Annotated in this window: 17 protein-coding genes; 10 read left to right on the top strand and 7 right to left on the bottom strand. The window is 71.3% G+C overall.

What is annotated here, in order from left to right; translation table 11 throughout:
- Positions 1 to 61 precede the first annotated feature (61 nt).
- The 8 genes from ACYUED_RS08360 (at position 62) to ACYUED_RS08325 (ending at position 9,174) form a co-directional block, all read left to right on the top strand.
- Positions 62 to 2,719, top strand: a complete 2,658-nt coding sequence (locus tag ACYUED_RS08360; RefSeq protein ID WP_491291641.1) for a YfhO family protein — start codon at positions 62 to 64, stop codon at positions 2,717 to 2,719.
- 21 nt (positions 2,720 to 2,740) lie between these two features.
- Entirely contained in the window at positions 2,741 to 3,718 is a 978-nt protein-coding gene (locus ACYUED_RS08355; RefSeq protein WP_491291640.1) for a glycosyltransferase family 2 protein, read from the top strand.
- 11 nt (positions 3,719 to 3,729) lie between these two features.
- A complete protein-coding gene (locus ACYUED_RS08350; RefSeq protein ID WP_491291639.1) occupies positions 3,730 to 4,101 on the top strand; it encodes a GtrA family protein in 372 nt (123 codons plus the stop codon).
- A 45-nt stretch (positions 4,102 to 4,146) separates the two neighbouring features.
- Positions 4,147 to 5,187, top strand: coding sequence for an N-acetyl-gamma-glutamyl-phosphate reductase (argC, locus tag ACYUED_RS08345; protein WP_491291638.1), 1,041 nt, complete (start codon positions 4,147 to 4,149; stop codon positions 5,185 to 5,187).
- Positions 5,184 to 6,335 (top strand): bifunctional glutamate N-acetyltransferase/amino-acid acetyltransferase ArgJ, encoded by a 1,152-nt coding sequence (argJ, locus tag ACYUED_RS08340; protein WP_491291637.1) that lies wholly within the window; start codon positions 5,184 to 5,186, stop codon positions 6,333 to 6,335. The genes argC and argJ overlap by 4 nt, the downstream gene beginning before the upstream one ends.
- Before the next feature lie 163 nt (positions 6,336 to 6,498).
- Positions 6,499 to 7,434 (top strand): acetylglutamate kinase, encoded by a 936-nt coding sequence (gene argB / locus ACYUED_RS08335; protein WP_491291636.1) that lies wholly within the window; start codon positions 6,499 to 6,501, stop codon positions 7,432 to 7,434.
- Complete coding sequence (locus tag ACYUED_RS08330) at positions 7,431 to 8,627, top strand: acetylornithine transaminase (protein ID WP_491291635.1); 1,197 nt, start codon at positions 7,431 to 7,433, stop codon at positions 8,625 to 8,627. Before argB ends, ACYUED_RS08330 begins: the two co-directional genes overlap by 4 nt.
- A gap of 7 nt (positions 8,628 to 8,634) precedes the next feature.
- Positions 8,635 to 9,174 (top strand): arginine repressor, encoded by a 540-nt coding sequence (locus ACYUED_RS08325; RefSeq protein WP_491291634.1) that lies wholly within the window; start codon positions 8,635 to 8,637, stop codon positions 9,172 to 9,174.
- A gap of 132 nt (positions 9,175 to 9,306) precedes the next feature.
- Here ACYUED_RS08325 and ACYUED_RS08320 read toward each other — a convergent pair whose 3' ends face one another.
- The 5 genes from ACYUED_RS08320 to ACYUED_RS08300 all read right to left on the bottom strand — a co-directional run bounded on the left by ACYUED_RS08320 (position 9,307) and on the right by ACYUED_RS08300 (position 14,219).
- Positions 9,307 to 10,047 carry an FAD:protein FMN transferase gene (locus ACYUED_RS08320; RefSeq protein WP_491291633.1) on the bottom strand — a complete coding sequence of 247 codons (741 nt, stop codon included), beginning with the start codon at positions 10,045 to 10,047 and terminating at the stop codon, positions 9,307 to 9,309.
- A 55-nt stretch (positions 10,048 to 10,102) separates the two neighbouring features.
- A complete protein-coding gene (locus ACYUED_RS08315; protein ID WP_491291632.1) occupies positions 10,103 to 10,924 on the bottom strand; it encodes an FMN-binding protein in 822 nt (273 codons plus the stop codon).
- 30 nt (positions 10,925 to 10,954) lie between these two features.
- Positions 10,955 to 12,337 carry a ferredoxin reductase family protein gene (locus tag ACYUED_RS08310; RefSeq protein ID WP_491291631.1) on the bottom strand — a complete coding sequence of 461 codons (1,383 nt, stop codon included), beginning with the start codon at positions 12,335 to 12,337 and terminating at the stop codon, positions 10,955 to 10,957.
- A gap of 75 nt (positions 12,338 to 12,412) precedes the next feature.
- Positions 12,413 to 12,856 carry an FMN-binding protein gene (locus tag ACYUED_RS08305; RefSeq protein ID WP_491291630.1) on the bottom strand — a complete coding sequence of 148 codons (444 nt, stop codon included), beginning with the start codon at positions 12,854 to 12,856 and terminating at the stop codon, positions 12,413 to 12,415.
- Positions 12,857 to 12,866: 10 nt separating this feature from the next.
- The gene (locus tag ACYUED_RS08300) at positions 12,867 to 14,219 is read right to left on the bottom strand and encodes a ferredoxin reductase family protein (RefSeq protein ID WP_491291629.1); all 1,353 of its coding nucleotides are present in this window, start codon (positions 14,217 to 14,219) and stop codon (positions 12,867 to 12,869) included.
- 149 nt (positions 14,220 to 14,368) lie between these two features.
- Between ACYUED_RS08300 and ACYUED_RS08295 the strand changes: the two genes are divergently transcribed.
- Both ACYUED_RS08295 and ACYUED_RS08290 read left to right on the top strand, forming a co-directional pair.
- Positions 14,369 to 15,109 (top strand): response regulator transcription factor, encoded by a 741-nt coding sequence (locus tag ACYUED_RS08295; protein WP_491291628.1) that lies wholly within the window; start codon positions 14,369 to 14,371, stop codon positions 15,107 to 15,109.
- Positions 15,106 to 16,575: a sensor histidine kinase gene (locus tag ACYUED_RS08290; protein ID WP_491291627.1), complete on the top strand. Its 1,470-nt coding sequence runs from the start codon at positions 15,106 to 15,108 to the stop codon at positions 16,573 to 16,575. The genes ACYUED_RS08295 and ACYUED_RS08290 overlap by 4 nt, the downstream gene beginning before the upstream one ends.
- A gap of 19 nt (positions 16,576 to 16,594) precedes the next feature.
- On the opposite strand, the gene ACYUED_RS08285 is transcribed toward ACYUED_RS08290, so the two are convergent.
- Positions 16,595 to 17,314 carry a L,D-transpeptidase family protein gene (locus tag ACYUED_RS08285; protein ID WP_491291626.1) on the bottom strand — a complete coding sequence of 240 codons (720 nt, stop codon included), beginning with the start codon at positions 17,312 to 17,314 and terminating at the stop codon, positions 16,595 to 16,597.
- Between the two features lie 3 nt (positions 17,315 to 17,317).
- Positions 17,318 to 17,905 (bottom strand): pyridoxamine 5'-phosphate oxidase family protein, encoded by a 588-nt coding sequence (locus ACYUED_RS08280; protein WP_491291625.1) that lies wholly within the window; start codon positions 17,903 to 17,905, stop codon positions 17,318 to 17,320.
- Positions 17,906 to 17,931: the final 26 nt, after the last annotated feature.

The raw sequence follows: 17,931 nt of genomic DNA, 5'->3' as shown, positions 1-17,931 counted from the left end.
CCGATCGGAAACTCGGGCCGTCTTAGTCGGCGAATCAATTACCTGCGGGGAGTAACAAGGAATGGATCGCTCGACCCTGTCCAAAGCCGTTTCGGGCGGCCATTTCTCGCCGAAGAAGGCGGCGGCCCTGCTCGCCGCGGCCCTCACGGTCGCCGTGTTCTGCGCCGCGGACACCATCGCCCGCAGCTACCCCTTCGGCCCCCGCACCCGCAGCGTCAACGACCTCGGCAACCAGTACGTGCCCTTCCACGCCCACCTGTGGGACCTGCTGCACGGCAGGGCCGACGGCGGCCTCTTCGTCAACTGGCAGTCCGGCTTCGGCTCCAGCTTCCTGCCCGACCTCGGCACCTACCTCAGCAGCCCGTTCGCCCTGCTCGTCGTGGTGTTCCCGCGGGACGAGATCGACCTCGCGGTGTATGTGATCACCGTGCTGAAGACGGCGTCCGCCGGCGCGGCCATGGCCTGGCTGCTGCTGAGCCTGCGGCCCGGCCGCTGGTGGGGGGCCGGGCTGCTGGGAGCGTCCTACGCGATGTGCGGCTGGAGCGTCGCGGTCGCCTCGTACAACCCGATGTGGCTCGACGGCCTGGTCGCCCTGCCGCTGCTGTGCCTGGTCGGCGAGTGGGCGATGCAGCGCCGCCACCCGCTGCCCGGCGTGCTGATCGTGGCCCTCGCCTGGATCGCCAACTTCTACACCGCGTACATGGCGACCATCGCCGCCGGACTGGTCCTGCTCCTGCGGCTGTTGCTCTCCGGGTTCTCGAACCGGCAGCGGCTGAGGACGCTGGGCCGTTCCGTCGTCACCGTCGCGCTGGGAGTGGGCCTGGCCGCCCCGCTGGTGATCGTCGTGTACTTCGGCACCAAGCACGCCTACCCCGGCCGAGTCGTCCAGTTCAAGCCGGTGTCGACGCAGGACCTGCTGGCGCGGTTGCTGCCGACCTCGTACAGCTTCAACAGTCCGGCCGTCTACGTCAGCACCGCCGCGCTGCTGCTCGCTCTCTCCCTGCCCTTCCACCGGGCCGTTCCGCGGCAGGTGCGCGCCGGATGGACGCTGCTGGTCGCCGCGGTGGCCCTGTCACTGCAGTGGGGGCCGACCCACCTGGTCTGGCACGCCTTCGCCACACCACAAGGCAGTGCCTACCGTCAGGCCTTCGTGCTGTGCGCACTTCTGGTGATCGCCGCGTGGCAGGCGCTCTCGTACGGCCCGCCCGACTGGCGTGCCCTCGGCGCGGCGGGCGCGCTGCTCGTGCTGATCAGCGTCGTCGCGAGCCGGAGCACGCTGGTGCGTCCCGTCGGCTGGGGAGTGCTGCTGCTCGCCGTCATCGGCTCGGTCGGCGGACTGGCGCTGCTGCGGCACACGGACGCGGACGGGCCTGCGGGTCCCGCGTCGACCGGCAGGCGCCGTACCGTCCTGGCCGGGCTCGCCCTGGCGCTGCTGTTCGGCGGGCAGTTCGGCGAGACGGCCGCCACCTCCGCCGTCGCCACCCGGCTCCGCCTCGGCCAGATGGACGACTACGCGCCCTGGGGAGCCCGGCAGCGGGCACAGGCGCAGGAGATCGCGCAGGCCGACGGCTGGCCCCGGTACCGCACCGACCCGGGCCGTGAGCAGACCGCCGGCAACGACCCGATGCTGGTCGGCGGCCAGGGCGTCCAGTACTACAGCAGCCTCACCTCCGACGTCCTCAGCCGTACGCTCACCGCCCTCGGCGGCGGCTGGACCTCACGGGGCCGCAGCGTGCAGAGCCTCGACAACGACGTCACGGACGCGATCTTCTCCGTCGGCGCACGCGTACACTCCCCGCCGGACCCGCACCAGGGCTGGTTCCCGCAGGACGGCACCGGGCCGACCGTGTCCCGCGAGGACGTACCGCCGCTGGTCACGCTGCGGCCGCACGGCGCGTCCGCGGCCGGCTTCGGCCCGTCGCCCTACCGCAACCAGGAACTCCTGCTGGGCAGCCGGGTCTACACCGTGCCCCCCATCACCGTGCGGACCGGCAGTGGCAAGGCCCCGCAGGCCGGGGACAGCGCGCACCCCGGGATGCTGATCGCCGCCGCGTCCGTGACCGCGCGCAAACCGACGATCACCGCGCGGTGCCGGGCCGGTGACGAGGTCTACCTGTGGGCGCCCCACTACTCCGGCACGGCCACGACGGGCGACGGGCCGACCGGCCGGTTCAGGTCCGACGCGCCCGTCACCAAGATCGCCGCCATGCAGCGGCTGGGCAGGGTCCCGGTCTCCGGACGCCTGACGATCGAGCTCGCCCCCCTCCTCGGCGGCCGCGTCCCCGACGGCGCGGTCGGCTGCCTGGACACCACCCGGCTGCACGACGCCGTCGAGCGGCTCAGGTCCACCGGCGCCACCCGCGTCACCGTCTCCGGCAGCACGATCCGGGCCGAACTCCCGGCGGGCAGCAGGGGGACCGCGGTCGTGGCGGCGCCGCGCATCGCGGGCTGGCGCTGCGCCGCGGGCGACGCCGACGCCGTACCGGCGGGGGAGTTCCACGGCCTGATCGCCGTGCCCGTCGACTCCTCCACGACCAGCGTCTCCTGCACCTTCCACCCGCCCGGCCTGCGCCTGGGCGCCACCGTCGGGGCCGCAGCGCTGCTGACCGTGATCCTGCTCGGCGCCTTCACCGCCGTACGCCGACGGCGTGCCGCACCGCCGTCGGCTCCACCGACCACGACCACCCGCCCGCGCGAGCCCGTGACCGGCGCTCTCTGACCGCGTCCCCAGGGGGAAACCATGCTCATATCGATCGTCGCGCCCTGCTACAACGAGGAAGACGTCATAGAACGCTTCCACGACCAGGTCCAGAAGGTCGCGGAGGAACTGCTGCCGCTGGGCCACGACATGGAGTTCGTGTACGTCGACGACGGCAGCCGTGACCGTACGCTCCCCGCCCTGGAGCGGCTGGCCGACCGCGACGCGCGCGTGCGGTACGTCTCCTTCAGCCGCAACTTCGGCAAGGAGGCGGCACTGCTGGCCGGCCTGCGCCATGCCACGGGAGACTCCGTGATCGTCATGGACGCGGACCTGCAGCACCCGCCGGAGCTGATCAAGCGCATGGTGGACCTGCGTGCGGACGGCTACGACCAGGTCATCGCCAAGCGCACCAGGACCGGCGACAGCGTGCCCCGCACCGTCACCGCCCGCCTCTACTACCGGCTCATCAACCGCCTCGTCGACGTGGAACTCGTCGACGGCGTGGGGGACTTCAGGCTGATGTCGCGCCGCGTGGTGGACGCGATCCTGGACCTCTCCGAGTACAACCGCTTCTCCAAGGGCCTGTTCGCGTGGGTGGGCTTCCCGAGCACGACCTTCGAGTACGAGAACGCCGTGCGCGAGGCCGGCCGCAGCTCCTGGACCTTCCGCAGCCTGCTCAACTACGGACTCGACGGTCTGCTCTCCTTCAACAACAGGCCGCTGCGCGCCGCCCTCTACCTCGGCATGGGCCTGCTGCTGTGTGCCGGGCTGTACACGGCGTGGATCGTGGGCGCCGCGCTGGTCAACGGCGTGCAGACACCCGGCTATGTCACGATCATCACGGCCGTCACCGGCGTCGCCGGAGTGCAGATGATCATGCTCGGGGTCATCGGCGAGTACACCGGCCGCATCTACTACGAGGTGAAGCGGCGCCCTCACTTCCTGGTGAAGGCGACCAACGTGAAACGGACGGAGGACCGGACCGCGTGCGACACGACGAAGGATCTCATCCCCTGATATCGAGGCAGATGCTGACCTTCGCCGTCATCGGCGTCGTCAACACCGGCACGTATTACGCTGCTTACCTGCTGCTCCTCCCTCGTTTCCCGTACCTTCTCGCCCATATTCTCGCGACCGTGATCAGCATGACCGGATCATTCTTCCTCAATGCTCGATTCACGTATCGGACGCGCCCGACCCTGCGTAAATTCCTGATGTTTCCCCTGACGAACGCGGCGAATTTCGTGGTCACGACCGCGGGCGCCTATGTGCTGGTCGACCTCCTGCACCTCGGCAGCCGGTACGCCCCTCTGCTCGCGTCCCTGGGGGCGATTCCGGTGACGTTCGTGGTGTCCCGCCGGATCATGCTTCCCAGGGCGGAGACCACCGAGATTGCATAAACGTGCAGCGAAACGTATAGTCATGCCCTCCAGGAGGAGGATGACATGGCGGTACGTGCGGCAGTGGCCGGAGCGAGCGGGTACGCGGGCGGAGAGCTCCTGCGTCTGCTCCTGGCGCACCCCGAGATCGAGATCGGGGCCCTGACTGGCAACTCCAACGCGGGCCAGCGGCTCGGCGCGCTCCAGCCGCACCTGCTGCCCCTGGCCGACCGGGTGCTGGCGGAAACCACCCCCGAGGTCCTCGCGGGCCAGGGCCGTCGGCATGATGTGGTCTTCCTCGCCCTGCCCCACGGCCAGTCCGCCGCCGTCGCCGAGCAGCTCGGCCCGGACGTCCTCGTCGTCGACATGGGCGCCGACTTCCGGCTGAAGGACGCGGCCGACTGGGAGCGGTTCTACGGCTCCGCGCACGCCGGGACCTGGCCCTACGGCCTCCCCGAACTGCCGGGTGCCCGCTCCGCGCTGGAGGGGTCCAGGCGCATCGCGGTACCCGGTTGCTACCCGACGGCCGTCTCGCTGGCCCTCTTCCCGGCCTACGCGGCGGGACTCGCCGAGAACGAGGCCGTGATCGTCGCCGCCTCCGGCACCTCAGGCGCCGGCAAGACCCCCAAGCCGCACCTGCTCGGCAGCGAGGTCATGGGTTCCATGACGCCGTACGGCGTGGGCGGCGGCCACCGGCACACGCCCGAGATGATCCAGAACCTCAGCGCGGCCGCCGGTGAGACCGTCAGTGTCTCCTTCACGCCGACCCTCGCGCCGATGCCCCGCGGCATCCTCGCCACCTGCAGCGCGAAGGCCAGGCCCGGTGTCACCGCCGAGTCCGTCCGCGCCGCCTACGAGAAGGCCCTCGCCGACGAGCCCTTCGTGCACCTGCTGCCCGAGGGCCAGTGGCCCGCCACGGCGTCCGTCCACGGTTCCAACGCCGTTCACATACAGGTCGCGTTCGACGAGGCCGCGGGCCGCATCATCGCGATCAGTGCCATCGACAACCTGACCAAGGGCACCGCGGGCGGTGCCGTCCAGAGCATGAACCTCGCCCTCGGACTCGACGAGTCCACGGGGCTTTCCACGATCGGAGTCGCACCGTGAGCGTCACGGCAGCCAAGGGATTCCGGGCTGCGGGCATCGCCGCCGGAATCAAGGAGAACGGCAACCCGGACCTGGCCCTCGTGGTCAACGACGGTCCGCGCCGCGCCGCCGCCGGTGTCTTCACGTCCAACCGTGTGAAGGCCGCGCCCGTGCTGTGGTCCGAGCAGGTCCTCAAGGGCGGACAGGTGTCCGCCGTCGTCCTCAACTCCGGTGGCGCCAACGCCTGTACGGGACCGAAGGGCTTCCAGGACACGCACGCGACGGCGGAGAAGACCGCCGAGGTCCTCGGCCGCGGCGCCATCGAGGTCGCCGTCTGCTCGACCGGCCTCATCGGCGTCCTGCTCCCGATGGACAAGCTGCTCCCGGGAGTCGAGACGGCCGCCGGGCAGCTGTCCGAGCACGGCGGCGAGAAGGCCGCCATCGCCATCAAGACCACCGACACCGTCCACAAGACGTCCGTCGTGACGAAGGACGGCTGGACCGTCGGCGGCATGGCCAAGGGAGCGGGCATGCTCGCGCCCGGCCTCGCCACCATGCTCGTCGTCCTCACCACCGACGCCGTCCTCGACGACGACGTACTGGACAAGGCGCTCCGGGCGGCGACGCGCACCACCTTCGACCGCGTCGACTCCGACGGCTGCATGTCCACCAACGACACCGTGCTGCTGCTCGCCTCCGGAGCCTCCGAAGTCACCCCGGAATACGAGGAGTTCGCCGAAGCCGTACGGCAGGTCTGCGACGACCTCGGCCAGCAGCTGATCCGCGACGCCGAGGGCGCCAGCAAGGACATCAAGATCGAGGTGGTGGGCGCCGCGACCGAGGACGACGCCGTCGAGGTGGGCCGCTCCATCGCCCGCAACAACCTCCTCAAGTGCGCCCTCCACGGCGAGGACCCCAACTGGGGGCGTGTCCTCTCGGCGATCGGCACGACACGGGCCGCCTTCGAGCCGGACCGGTTGAACGTCGCCATCAACGGCCTCTGGGTCTGCAAGAACGGCGGCGTCGGCGAGGACCGCGACAAGGTCGACATGCGCTACCGCGAGGTCCACATTGTGGCGGACCTCGCGGCAGGCAATGAGTCTGCGACGATCTGGACCAACGACCTCACGGCCGACTATGTCCACGAGAACAGCGCCTACTCCTCTTGACGTGCCCGCTTGGTTGTCGCGGGTCCTCGTCGTAGCCGACGAGGGTTCCTGGTTCACAGGCGGCCGCTCGCCCTCGGACGAGTCCGGGGCAAGTCTTACGCCGCCTCCACAGGCCAACACCGCCCGTCCGGCGGCTGATCCAAGATTCTTCCGAAAGTCGGCTATGACGGTCAATCACTCAGAAGAGCGAAAGTCCTCGACCCGCAAACACACGGCACTGCCCAAGGCCCAGATCCTCATCGAGGCGCTGCCCTGGCTGGTCAGGCACAACGGCAAGACGGTCGTCATCAAGTTCGGCGGCAACGCCATGATCGACGAGGACCTGAAGGCCGCCTTCGCCCAGGACGTCGTGTTCCTGCACCACGCCGGCCTCAAGCCGGTCGTCGTGCACGGCGGCGGCCCGCAGATCAGCGCCGCCCTCGACCAGCACGGCATCGTCAGCGAGTTCAAGGCCGGCCTGCGCGTCACCACCGAGGACGCCATGGACGTCGTACGGATGGTGCTGGCGGGCCGGGTCCAGCGCGAGCTGGTCGGGCTGCTCAACCAACACGGCCCGCTCGCCGTCGGGTTGACGGGCGAGGACGCGCACACCATCACCGCCACCAAGCACCAGCCCGAGATCGACGGCGAGTTGGTCGACATCGGGCGGGTGGGCGAGATCACCGAGATCGACACGGGCGCGATCGAGGCACTGCTCGCCGACGGCCGCATCCCGGTCGTCTCGTCGATCGCCCGTAGCCAGGACGATGGACATGTCTACAACGTCAATGCTGATACGGCGGCTGCGGCACTCGCTGCTGCGCTGGGCGCCGAAACCCTCATGGTCCTCACGGACGTCGAGGGTCTCTATGAGGACTGGCCGCACAGCGACGAAGTGATCAGCCGCCTCACGGCTTCCCAGCTGGAGAAGCTGCTGCCGGACCTGAGCTCCGGCATGGTGCCGAAGATGGAGGGCTGCCTGCACGCCGTCCGCAACGGCGTCACCACCGCCCGGGTCATCGACGGCCGGGTCCAGCATTCGATCCTGCTGGAGATCTTCACCGACGAGGGCATCGGCACGATGGTCGTGCCCGACGAGCAACAGGGGGATGCCGTATGACCGCCCATCAGGAGTACGCCCAGCGGTGGCAGGGCGCGCTGATGAACAACTACGGCACCCCGCTGCTTCCCCTCGTGCGCGGCGCGGGCACCAAGGTGTGGGACGCCGACGGCAAGGAGTACCTCGACTTCGTCGGCGGTATCGCGGTCAACGCGCTCGGCCACGCCCACCCGGCGATCGTCGAGGCCGTCAGCCGGCAGATCGGCTCGCTGGGCCACATCTCCAACTTCTTCATGGCCGACCCGACCGTGACGCTCGCCGAGCGGCTGCTCCAGCTCTTCGGCCGGGACGGCAGGGTCTTCTTCTGCAACTCGGGCGCCGAGGCCAACGAGGCCGCCTTCAAGATCGGCCGGCTGACCGGGCGGACCCACGTGGTCGCCACCGAGGGCGCCTTCCACGGGCGCACCATGGGCGCCCTCGCGATGACCGGCCAGCAGGGCAAGCGGGAGCCGTTCCTGCCGCTGCCCGGCGAGGTCACGCACGTGCCGTTCGGCGACGCGCAGGCCCTCGCGGCCGCGGTCACCGACCAGACGGCGCTCGTCATCCTGGAGCCGATCCAGGGCGAGCTCGGCGTCGTCACCCCGCCGCCCGGCTACCTCAAGGCCGCCCGCGCGATCACGGCCGCCACCGGTGCGCTGCTGGTCCTGGACGAGGTGCAGACCGGAATCGGCCGTACCGGGCACTGGTTCGAGTACCAGGCCCACGAGGGCGTGCTGCCCGACGTCGTCACCCTCGCCAAGGGCCTCGGCGGCGGACTGCCGCTCGGTGCCACGGTCGCCTTCGGCCGGGCCGCCGAACTGCTCCAGCCCGGGCACCACGGCACCACCTTCGGCGGCAATCCGGTGGTCTGCGCCGCCGGCCTCGCCGTCCTCGACACCATCGAGAACGAGGGGTTGCTGGAGAACGTCAAGCGGCAGAGCGAGAAGTTGCGGGAGGGAATCGAGTCACTCGGCCATCCGTCGATCGCTCATGTCCGGGGCGCGGGCCTCCTCCTGGGTATCGTGCTCACCGAGCCGCTCGCGCCCAAGGCGCGCCAGACGGCTCAGGAGGCCGGATTCCTGGTGAACGCGCCCGCGCCCGACGTCGTACGGCTGATGCCGCCGCTGAATCTCGGCGACGACGAGGTGGATGCGTTCCTCCGGGCACTCCCCGGCGTCCTGGACCTTGCACACGGGGACGGATCCGGAGAATGAGACGACGATGAGTCACGCGCAGGACGACGCACAGCACGCCGGGCCTGCCGTGCCGCAGACCCGCACCGCACGCCACCGCCGGATCGTGGACATCCTCAACCGGCAACCGGTGCGCTCCCAGAGCCAGTTGGCGAAGCTCCTCGCCGACGACGGGCTGAGCGTCACGCAGGCGACGCTCTCCCGGGACCTGGACGAGCTGAACGCGGTGAAGATCCGCAACAACGAGGGCGACCTCATCTACGCGGTACCGAGCGAGGGCGGCTTCCGCACCCCGCGCGCGCCGCTGGGCGAGTCGGCCAAGGAGGAGCGGATGCGCCGGCTGTCCCAGGAGCTGCTGATCTCCGCGGAGGCCTCGGCGAACCTGGTGGTCCTGCGGACGCCTCCCGGGGCCGCCCAGTTCCTGGCGTCGGCCATCGACCAGGCCGAGCTGCACGACATCCTCGGCACGATCGCGGGCGACGACACCCTGATGCTGATCAGCCGCGACCCGGCGGGCGGACAGGCGCTCGCGGAGCACATGCTGCGGCTGGCGCAGAACGGCCACTGAGAGGGCCACCGAGAGGGCCACTGCGGGGTGTGGAGGTCGTGTCGCCCGCCGAGTGCAGGTCGGCGGGGGCCTGTCGCGCCCACGCGGTGGAGACGCAGGCCGATACAGCCCCGCGCTCGTTGGGTGATCCGGTCATCCGAGTCGGGAGGCCAGACCCCCCGTACACCTCACCTCGTCGCCCGCCGTGATCAGCAGCGCCTCCACGTCCGGCAGGGACTCCAGCCAGCGCAGCCCCTGCGCCGACCCCATCGCGAAGGCCGCCGTGGCCCAGCAGTCCGCCCAGGTCAGCTCGGGTGCCACCACCGTCACCGCCACCAGGTCGGTCACCGCGGACCGGCCGGTGCGCGGGTCGACGATATGGGTGCCCCGCTCGGCGGTGCCGGACGTGGCCACCGCCAGCTCGTCCGCGCCCGCCGCGGAGACGACCGCCGCGAGGCCCCCCGGGCGCAGCGGGTCGGCCACTCCGACCCGCCACGGCCGGTGCGGCTCGGGCGTCCCGAGCAGCTGGACGTCCCCGCCGCCGTTCATGCTCACACCGCTCACCCCGGGGGTCGCCGCGAGCTGCCGTGCCGCCCGCTCGGCGGCCCAGCCCTTGACGATCCCGGTCGGGTCCAGCCGCCCTTCGTAGTGCAGGCTGAACCAGCCGTCGCTCACCCGCTCCGCCTCGGCGCCCAGTTCGAGCACCTCGGCGACCTCGGGATCGCACTCCTCGACGGTCAGGTCGCCCCGCGCGAGCCGGGAGACCTGGCTGTCGTCGCGGTAGGTGCTGAACACCTCGTTCACCCGGTGCAGCCCGGCGATCGCCTTCTCCAGCGCCCTCCGCACCGCACCGGGGTCCCCGCCGCGGACGTCGAAGGAGAAGACGGTCCCCATGACCTCCTCCGCATGACGCACCGCGGCGGGAGCTTCTGCCCGTTCGGCCACCGACTCAGCCACCGGCCTGGTCCAGCGCCGACTGGAGCGACTGCTTGTAGCCGGTGCTCGTGTACGTCGCACCCGACACCGTGTCGATGTTCGCGCTGCCGGCCGCCACCGCCTCCTGGTTGAGCCTGGGGACGGACAGGGCGGTCTTCTGGTCGCTGGTGCCGCCCTTGGGCGCCTGCACCGCGTCGGCCTTGGTGATCTTGCCGTTGCTGACGGTGATCCGGACCTGGACGGCCCCGTACTGGGTCTGGACGACCTTGCCGGTCACGGTCTTGGCCTGGGTGGCGCCACCGCCGGAACCCTGCGCCGAGCCGCTGCCCTGTGAGGAGCCGGAGCCCTGTGAGGCGCCGGAGCCCTGGGAAGAGCCCGCGCTCGCCTTCATCCTGTCGATCGCCGACTGCAGCGACTGCTTGTAGCCGGTGCTCGTGTACGTCGCCCCGGACACCGCGTCGATCTGCGCGCTCTGTGCGGCGACCGTCTCCTGGGTCAGCTTGGGGATGGACAGGGCGGTCTTCTGGTCGCTGGTGCCGCCCTTGGGCGCCTGGATCGCGTCGGCCTTGGTGATCTTGCCGTTGCTGACGGTCAGCCGTACCTGGACCTTGCCGTACTGGGTCTGGACGACATTGCCGTCGACCGTGCCGTTTCCGGTCGCCGCGGCGCCGCCCTGGGGCGACTCCTGCGCGGCCGCGGTCTGCTGGGGGGCGGCGCCCGCGGCGGCCTCGGCGTTCGGGTCGGACGCCGGTTTCAGCGACAGCAGCAGTACGACGCCCGACACGGTGGCGGCGGTGGCCAGCACGACACGCCGGATGGGGTGACTCTTCCTCATCGCTTTCCTAGGCTCCTGAAGTCCCGTCGCTCACATCTCGAACGACTCGTGATGGATGCGGCGGGCGGGCACTCCCGCACCGCGCAGTGCTTCGTACACGGTCTGCGCGAAGCCGGCCGGCCCGCACATGAACACGTCGTGCTTCTCGATGTCCGGCAGCTTCTGCTGCAGCCGCTCCGCCGAGATGTCGGGGCGCTCCCCGTCCGGACTGTTGACGGCGTACATCAGCCGGGCGCCGCGGTCGTCGGCGATCGCCGCGAGCTCGTCCCACAGGGCCAGGTCCTGGGTGGTGTTGGCCCGGTAGAGGAGGGTGATGTCGCCGGCCGCGCCGGGCAGCGTCTCGAACAGTGCCCGCATCGGCGTGATGCCGACGCCGCCCGCGACCAGCAGCACCTTGCCCCGGCTGCGCCGCTGCGCGGTCATCGCGCCGTACGGGCCCTCGGCCCACACCCTGGTGCCGGGCGTCAGCTCGCGCAGCCGGGCGCTGTGGTCGCCGATCGCCTTCACGGTGATCCGCAGCATGTCGGGGCGGGGCGCCGCCGACAGCGAGTACGGGTGGGAGCTGAACCGCATGCCCGGCGCGAGGAACCGCCAGCGGAAGAACTGCCCCGCCTCCGCGCCCATCCGGTGCAGCTTCCGCCCGCCGATGAGCACCGACACGATGCCCGGCGTCTCCTCGATGACCGCCTCGACGCGCATACGGTGCCGCATGTTCAGCCGGATCGGGACGAGGACGCGGTACCAGACCACCAGCGCGGTGACCGACCCGTACAGCGCGTACCAGAAGGTCTTCGCGGTCGGCTCGACGGCGAAGTCGTTGCCGGTGGTGATCTGGTGCCAGAACGTCAGGAACACGGCCGCGTAGGTCAGCAGATGGACGTGGTACCAGGTGTCGTACGGGATCCTGCGGCGCACCGGGCCGATCGACGTCAGCCCGATGAGCACGAACAGACCGGTGCCGATGGCCGCCTTGCCCATGTCCGGCAGCTGGTTCACCGAGTCGATCGTCTGCTGGACGATGTCGCCGAGCGACTTGCCGGCCTGCAGCGCGTAGCCCCACATGATGAGGAAGACGTGCGCGAAGACCAGGCAGAGGGTGTAGCGGCCGCTCATCGCGTGCCAGCGCGCGACCCGGTCGGAGCCGACACGCCGCTCCAGCGCGGGCACCCGGGCCATCTGCAGCACGACCAGCGCCATCAGATAGCCCGCCAGCAGGCCGGTGATGCGGCCCGCGTTGAGGATCTTGCCGTTCTGGTCGGCGATGGACGGCGTGTTGTGCCACCACAGCCACAGCACGCCGACCGCGCCCGCCCATACGGCGAGCAGCAGGACGGTCGCCGGGGAGCGGCGCGGGCGGATGCGGCGCATCGTCTGGCGGCGGGCGGCGCGGCCGCCTGCGAGCGTGGTGGTCACTGTTCCTCCGGGGCGGGGGCAAGGGGGTTGGCGTGGTCCCTTGGCCCAGAGATACGTGCCGCGCCGCCCGTGCGTTCAGCTGCGCGCCGAGTCCAGTGCGGACTGGAGTGACTGACGGTAACCATCACTTGTGTACGTGGCTCCCGAGACGGTGTCGATGGTCGCGCTCTGGGCCTGGAGGGCCTCGCCGCGCAGCCGGGGGAGGGCGAAGCTGTTGATCTCCTGGTCCCGCGGGTTGTCCGTCGGGTAGGCGACGGCGGTGACCTCGGTGAGCTTGCCGTTCTTGAGGGTGATCCGGACCTGGACGGGGCCCCAGCGGGTCTGGACCGTGTCGCCGGTGACGGTCTTCGCGCCGGTGGAAGGACCGGCGCCCGCGCTGCCGGACGGCGCGGGCACAGCCACCGCGACGGCGGGCGTGGAGTGCGGCTTCAGCGACAGCAGCAGCACCGTCCCACAGACCGTGGCGGCGCTCGCCAGCACGATGCGGCGCAGCGGACGGTTCTTCTTCAGGGCGTGCACGTCAAGGGCCTCACAGCTCGAACGACTCGTGGTGGATACGGCGGTCCGGCACGCCGGCGGTGCGCAGCGCCTCGTACAGATCGCGGGCGAAGCCGTGCGGGCCGCACAGGTACACGTCGTGCGCGGCGAGGTCGGGGAACGTCGCGCCCAGCGACTGGGCGGTGAGGCTCGGACGCCGTCCGTCCGCCCCGTTGAGCGCGTACAGCACCCGCGCGCCCCGCCATCGCGCGATCGCCTCCAACTCCCCGCCCAGGGCGAGGTCTTCCGCCGTACGAGCCCGGTAGAGGAGGGTGACCTCGCCGGGGAGGGTCTCGAACAGGGCCCGTAGCGGTGTGATGCCGACGCCGCCCGCGATCAGCAGCGACCTCTGTGCGGTCTGCCGGTCCTGGGTGAGCGACCCGTACGGGCCCTCCGCCCACACCCGTGTCCCCGGCCGCAGCAGGGAGACCGCCGCACTGTGGTCGCCGAGTGCCTTGACGGTGATCCGCATCAGGTCCTGGCGCGGCGGTGCCGACAGCGAGTACGGCGTCGACGTCCAGCCCATGCCCTCGCCGAGGAACCGCCAGCGGAAGAACTGCCCCGCCCGCGCGCCCAGTTCGTCCAGCCGCCGGCCACGCACGACGACCGAGTACACCCCCGGCGCCTCCTTGTGCACCGACTCCACCCGCAGCCGGTGCCGCAGGTTCAGCCGCACCGGCGCCAGGATCCGGAACCACAGGACCAGGGAGGCGACGCCCAGGTACAGCGCGTACCAGGCGGCCGTGGCCGCGGAGTTGCCGTTGAAGTCGTTGCCCAGCGACAGCTGGTGGAAGAAGGCGAGGAAGACGGCCCCGTAGGTGAGCAGGTGGACGTAGTACCAGAACTCGTGGCTCAGCCGTCGTCGCGCGGCACGGACCGAGGTGATGCCGGCCGCGAAGAGGAGCAGCGTGCCGAGTGCGGCCTTCAGCATGTCCGGATAGTCCAGGACCACGGTGACCGTCTCGTGCCACAGCGAGGCGCGGTCCTGGGCGGCGTACCCGAACAGGATCAGCACGATGTGCGCCAGCAGCAGACAGACCGTGTAGCGGCCGGCCATGGCGTGCCAGCGGGCCACCCGGTCCGAGCCGACCCGCCGCTCCAGCAGCGGCACCCGCGCCATCAGCCCGACGAGCACCGCGCAGGCGTACCCGCACAGCAGCCCGGCGATCCGCCCGGCCCCGGTCAGCCAGCCCGCCGCGCCGACCACGGAAGCGGTGTCCGCCCACCACAGGGCGACCACGGCCGCCGCTCCGGCCCACAGCAGTGCGAGCACGGCGCCCCCGGGGGAGCGCCGTGCGGCCGGCGCCACGGGCGGTGCCGCCCGCCGCTCGTGCACGGTGGTCATGGGTGCGTCCTTTCGCCTGTACTGGACGCAACTGTGACGCCGCAACCTCTCAGGGCGCTCTCAACGGGCATCCTCTGAGCCCACTCAGAGGAAACTCAGAGCGACGAGGGCCGCCCGCCACCTCCGCCAGGTGTGATCCTGGTAGCGCGATGAACACCACCCGGTCCGGCCGCCCCGCCCTCACCCGCCCCGACGGCACCCCCCTGCGTGTCCTCGTCGTCGACGACGACCCCGACCTCGCCGAGGTGCTCTCCGGTGCCCTGCGCTACGAGGGCTGGCAGGTCCGCGCGGCCGGGGACGGCGCCACCGCGCTCACCGAGGCCCGGGAGCTGATGCCGGACGCCGTCGTCCTGGACGTGATGCTCCCGGACACCGACGGCTTCGCGGTGCTGCGCTCCCTGCATGCCGTGAAGCCCGACGTGTGCGTGCTCTTCCTCACCGCGCGGGACGCGGTGGAGGACCGTATCGCGGGCATCACGGCGGGCGGCGACGACTACGTCACCAAGCCCTTCAGCCTGGAGGAGGTCGTCGCCCGGCTCCGTGGCCTGCTGCGCCGCGCGGGCATGGCCCGGCAGCTGGACGAGGGCCCGCGACTGAGTGTCGGCGACCTGGTCATGGACGAGGAGGCCCGCGAGGTGACCCGGGCCGGCGAACTCGTGGAGCTGTCCCCGACCGAGTTCGAGCTGCTCCGCTTCCTGATGCGCAACCCGCGCCGCGTGCTCAGCAAGGCGCAGATCCTCGACCGGGTCTGGTCCTACGACTTCGGCGGCCGCGCCCACGTCGTCGAGCTGTACATCTCGTACCTGCGCAAGAAGGTCGACGCGGGCCGCGAGCCGATGATCCACACGGTGCGGGGAGCCGGGTACGTGCTCAAGCCGGTGGCCCCATGAGGCCCGTCCGCCACCTGCCACGCCCGCGGACGCTCCGGGCGCGGCTGACCTTCGGCCTGGTCGTGCTGCTCGCGGTCAGCTGCGCCGCGGTCGGCGTCGCCGCGGTGATCGAGCTGAACGGCTTCCTCATCAGCCGCCTCGACCAGCAGCTCACCCAGGCGGGCGACCGTTTCCCGGAGAGCCTGGAGCACAAGGGGCGGCCGCCCGACGACCACGACGGTGACGAGCACGGCGACACACGCCGGCAGCCGACGGGCACGTTCGGGGCCAGGCTGGTCGGCGCCACGGTCACCAACGCGGACGTCGTCGGCCCCGGCAGTGTCACGGACGTACCCCTGAGCGCGAGGGACAGGGAGCAGCTGCTCGCGGTCCCGGCCGACGGCAGGGGGCACAGCGTCGATCTCTCCACGCTGGGCGCCTACCGGGTCGTGGCCGGCCGGGGCATCGACGGCGACGTGCTGATCACCGGCCTGCCGCTGGAGCCGGTGGAGGCCACAGTCCACCGCCTCGAACTCGTCGCCGGGATCGTCTTCGGCGCCGCCCTCACCCTCACCGGCGTCGCCGGCGCCCTGTGGGTGCGCTGGTCGCTCAGGCCGCTGAGCCGGGTCGCCGCGACCGCCACCCGGGTCAGTGAACTGTCGCTCGCCAGCGGCGAGGTGACCCTGCCGCCGCGCGCCCCCGAGACCGACCCGCGCAGCGAGGTGGGCCGGGTCGCCGGCGCCTTCAACCGGATGCTGGGCCACGTCGAGGACGCGCTCACCAAACGGCACGCCAGCGAGGAGCGGCTGCGCAGCTTCGCCGCCGACGCCAGCCATGAGCTGCGCACGCCGGTCGCCTCGGTACGCGGGCACGCCGAACTCGCCCTGCTGCACCCGGGCCCGGTTCCGCCCGAGGTCACCCGTGCCCTCGAACGCATCGCCGCCGAGTCCGGCCGTATGGGCGCGATGGTCGACGACCTGCTGCTCCTGGCCCGCCTGGACGCGGGCCGGCCCCTCGAACGCCGCCCCGTCGACCTGACCCGCCTGGTCCTGGACGCCGTCACCGACGCCCGGGCGGCGGGCCCCGGCCACCGCTGGACCCTGGACCTCCCCGAGGAGCCCCTCATCGTCACCGGTGACGAGCACCGGCTCCACCAGGTGCTGGCCAACCTCCTGGCCAACGCGCGCGTGCACACGCCGGCCGGCACCAAGGTGACGGTGGCCCTGGAGACCGACGACTCCTTCGCGGTCCTCACGGTCCACGACGACGGACCGGGCGTCCCCGAGGACATCGAGTCCGGCGTCTTCGAGCGCTTCACCCGGGCCGAGCACCGCCGCCGCGCGGACGCCCCCGGCGGCGGGGCGGGCCTGGGCCTGTCGATCGTCGCCGCGGTGGTGGAGGCGCACGGCGGCAGCGTGGCCCTGAACAGCACACCGGGTTCGACGCGGTTCACGGTCGCACTGCCCGTCCAAGGGACGCGGAGCTGACTCGAGGACCCGCACCCGCTCAGTACCGAGTGATCGCCGTACGCCCGCCGGCCGTGCCGATCGCGATGTGCGGCTCGCTCCAGGGCCGCACCCACGCAAGGATCCGCCGCATCGCGTCCACCGGGACGGACACACAACCGGCCGTCGCCCCACGGCCGTTGACGTGCAGGAAGATACCGGCGCCGCGTCCGTGCACCCGCTCGTGGTAGTTGAAGCCGATGACGAGGGCGTACGCGTACTGCGTCGGGTAGGAGACGAGGTGCTCGGACTCCGACGCCCGGCAGTCGGCCGGCCGTGGCTGGGTCCAGCGGTTGTAGGAGCGGGAGGCGTTGTCCTCGCACCACCACGAACTCCGCCGCACCGGGCGGTACTTGTAGCGCGTCCCGTGCGGCGCGGCCTTGATGCCGAAGGCGTACGGCAGGTCGTGGAGCCCGGTGGGCGTGGTGTTCGTGCTCTGCTTGCGCGAGACGCCCTCGACGAGCCCCTTCGCCCCGAACCGGGCGGCCGCCGAACCGGCCCGCACCCAGTGGCCGTGGCGCAGGTCCCACCAGGTGACCGTGCCCGTGGTCGAACTCGGCTCCGGGGCAACGGCGGTGATCAGCTGCGTGCCGCCACCCGTGTCGGCCATCCGGGCGGGAAGAGACACGGCGGCGGTCGTCGCGGCCGGCGTGGCCGACGCGGCACCGAGCACGAGCAGAGCGGCGGACACCAGAGCGCCGGCGGCGAGAGCTGATCGCATGGCTCAGACCGTAGAGGGCGGCAGCGGCAACGGCAGCCCGGGTAGGCCATCCAGGCTCGTGGCCACATGGTCCTTCTTGGCGAAGTACTCGCCGAGTGAGGCGTCGTCCTCGCGCGCGAAGCGCTTTGAGTGCAGGTCACGGTCCGTGTCGTAGGTCATGAAGGGCACCGCGTAACCGCAGGTGTCGCGGACGAGCTCGGCCGTGACCACGATGATCGCCCGCAGTCCGTGAGCCGTCGGGTCGATGTCCGGGAAACGGGTGAGCAGCTCCCGAAAGCGCGGGTCGTCACGGAAGACCGGCTCGCCGTGCCCGTGCACCCGCACGATGTTCGGCGGCCCCTGGAAGGCGCACCACATCAGCGTGATACGGCCGTTCTCGCGCAGATGTGCGATGGTCTCCGCGTTGGATCCGGCGAAGTCCAGGTAGGCCACGGTGAGTTCGTCGAGCACCGCGAAGGAGCCCTTGAGCCCCTTGGGGGAGAGGTTGACCGTGCCGTCGCCCGACAGGGGCGCGGTCGCGGTGAAGAACACGGGCTGCGCCTCGATGAACGTGCGCAGCCTGCCGTCTATGCACTCATAAGTTTTTCCCACGTCCGACGATTATGGGCGCAGGCCTT

The organism is Streptomyces sp. DF42 (genome assembly GCF_058267695.1).
This window is presented reverse-complemented; position numbering and strand designations above follow the sequence as displayed.

Bases quoted from the DNA above. Each gene is read 5' to 3' on its own strand.
- ACYUED_RS08360 (WP_491291641.1), top strand. From the start codon at position 62: ATGGATCGCTCGACCCTGTCCAAAGCCGTTTCGGGCGGCCATTTCTCG.
- ACYUED_RS08355 (WP_491291640.1), top strand. From the start codon at position 2,741: ATGCTCATATCGATCGTCGCGCCCTGCTACAACGAGGAAGACGTCATA.
- ACYUED_RS08350 (WP_491291639.1), top strand. From the start codon at position 3,730: ATGCTGACCTTCGCCGTCATCGGCGTCGTCAACACCGGCACGTATTAC.
- argC (WP_491291638.1), top strand. From the start codon at position 4,147: ATGGCGGTACGTGCGGCAGTGGCCGGAGCGAGCGGGTACGCGGGCGGA.
- argB (WP_491291636.1), top strand. From the start codon at position 6,499: ATGACGGTCAATCACTCAGAAGAGCGAAAGTCCTCGACCCGCAAACAC.
- ACYUED_RS08330 (WP_491291635.1), top strand. From the start codon at position 7,431: ATGACCGCCCATCAGGAGTACGCCCAGCGGTGGCAGGGCGCGCTGATG.
- ACYUED_RS08325 (WP_491291634.1), top strand. From the start codon at position 8,635: ATGAGTCACGCGCAGGACGACGCACAGCACGCCGGGCCTGCCGTGCCG.
- ACYUED_RS08320 (WP_491291633.1), bottom strand. From the start codon at position 10,047: ATGGGGACCGTCTTCTCCTTCGACGTCCGCGGCGGGGACCCCGGTGCG.
- ACYUED_RS08315 (WP_491291632.1), bottom strand. From the start codon at position 10,924: ATGAGGAAGAGTCACCCCATCCGGCGTGTCGTGCTGGCCACCGCCGCC.
- ACYUED_RS08300 (WP_491291629.1), bottom strand. From the start codon at position 14,219: ATGACCACCGTGCACGAGCGGCGGGCGGCACCGCCCGTGGCGCCGGCC.
- ACYUED_RS08295 (WP_491291628.1), top strand. From the start codon at position 14,369: ATGAACACCACCCGGTCCGGCCGCCCCGCCCTCACCCGCCCCGACGGC.
- ACYUED_RS08290 (WP_491291627.1), top strand. From the start codon at position 15,106: ATGAGGCCCGTCCGCCACCTGCCACGCCCGCGGACGCTCCGGGCGCGG.
- ACYUED_RS08285 (WP_491291626.1), bottom strand. From the start codon at position 17,314: ATGCGATCAGCTCTCGCCGCCGGCGCTCTGGTGTCCGCCGCTCTGCTC.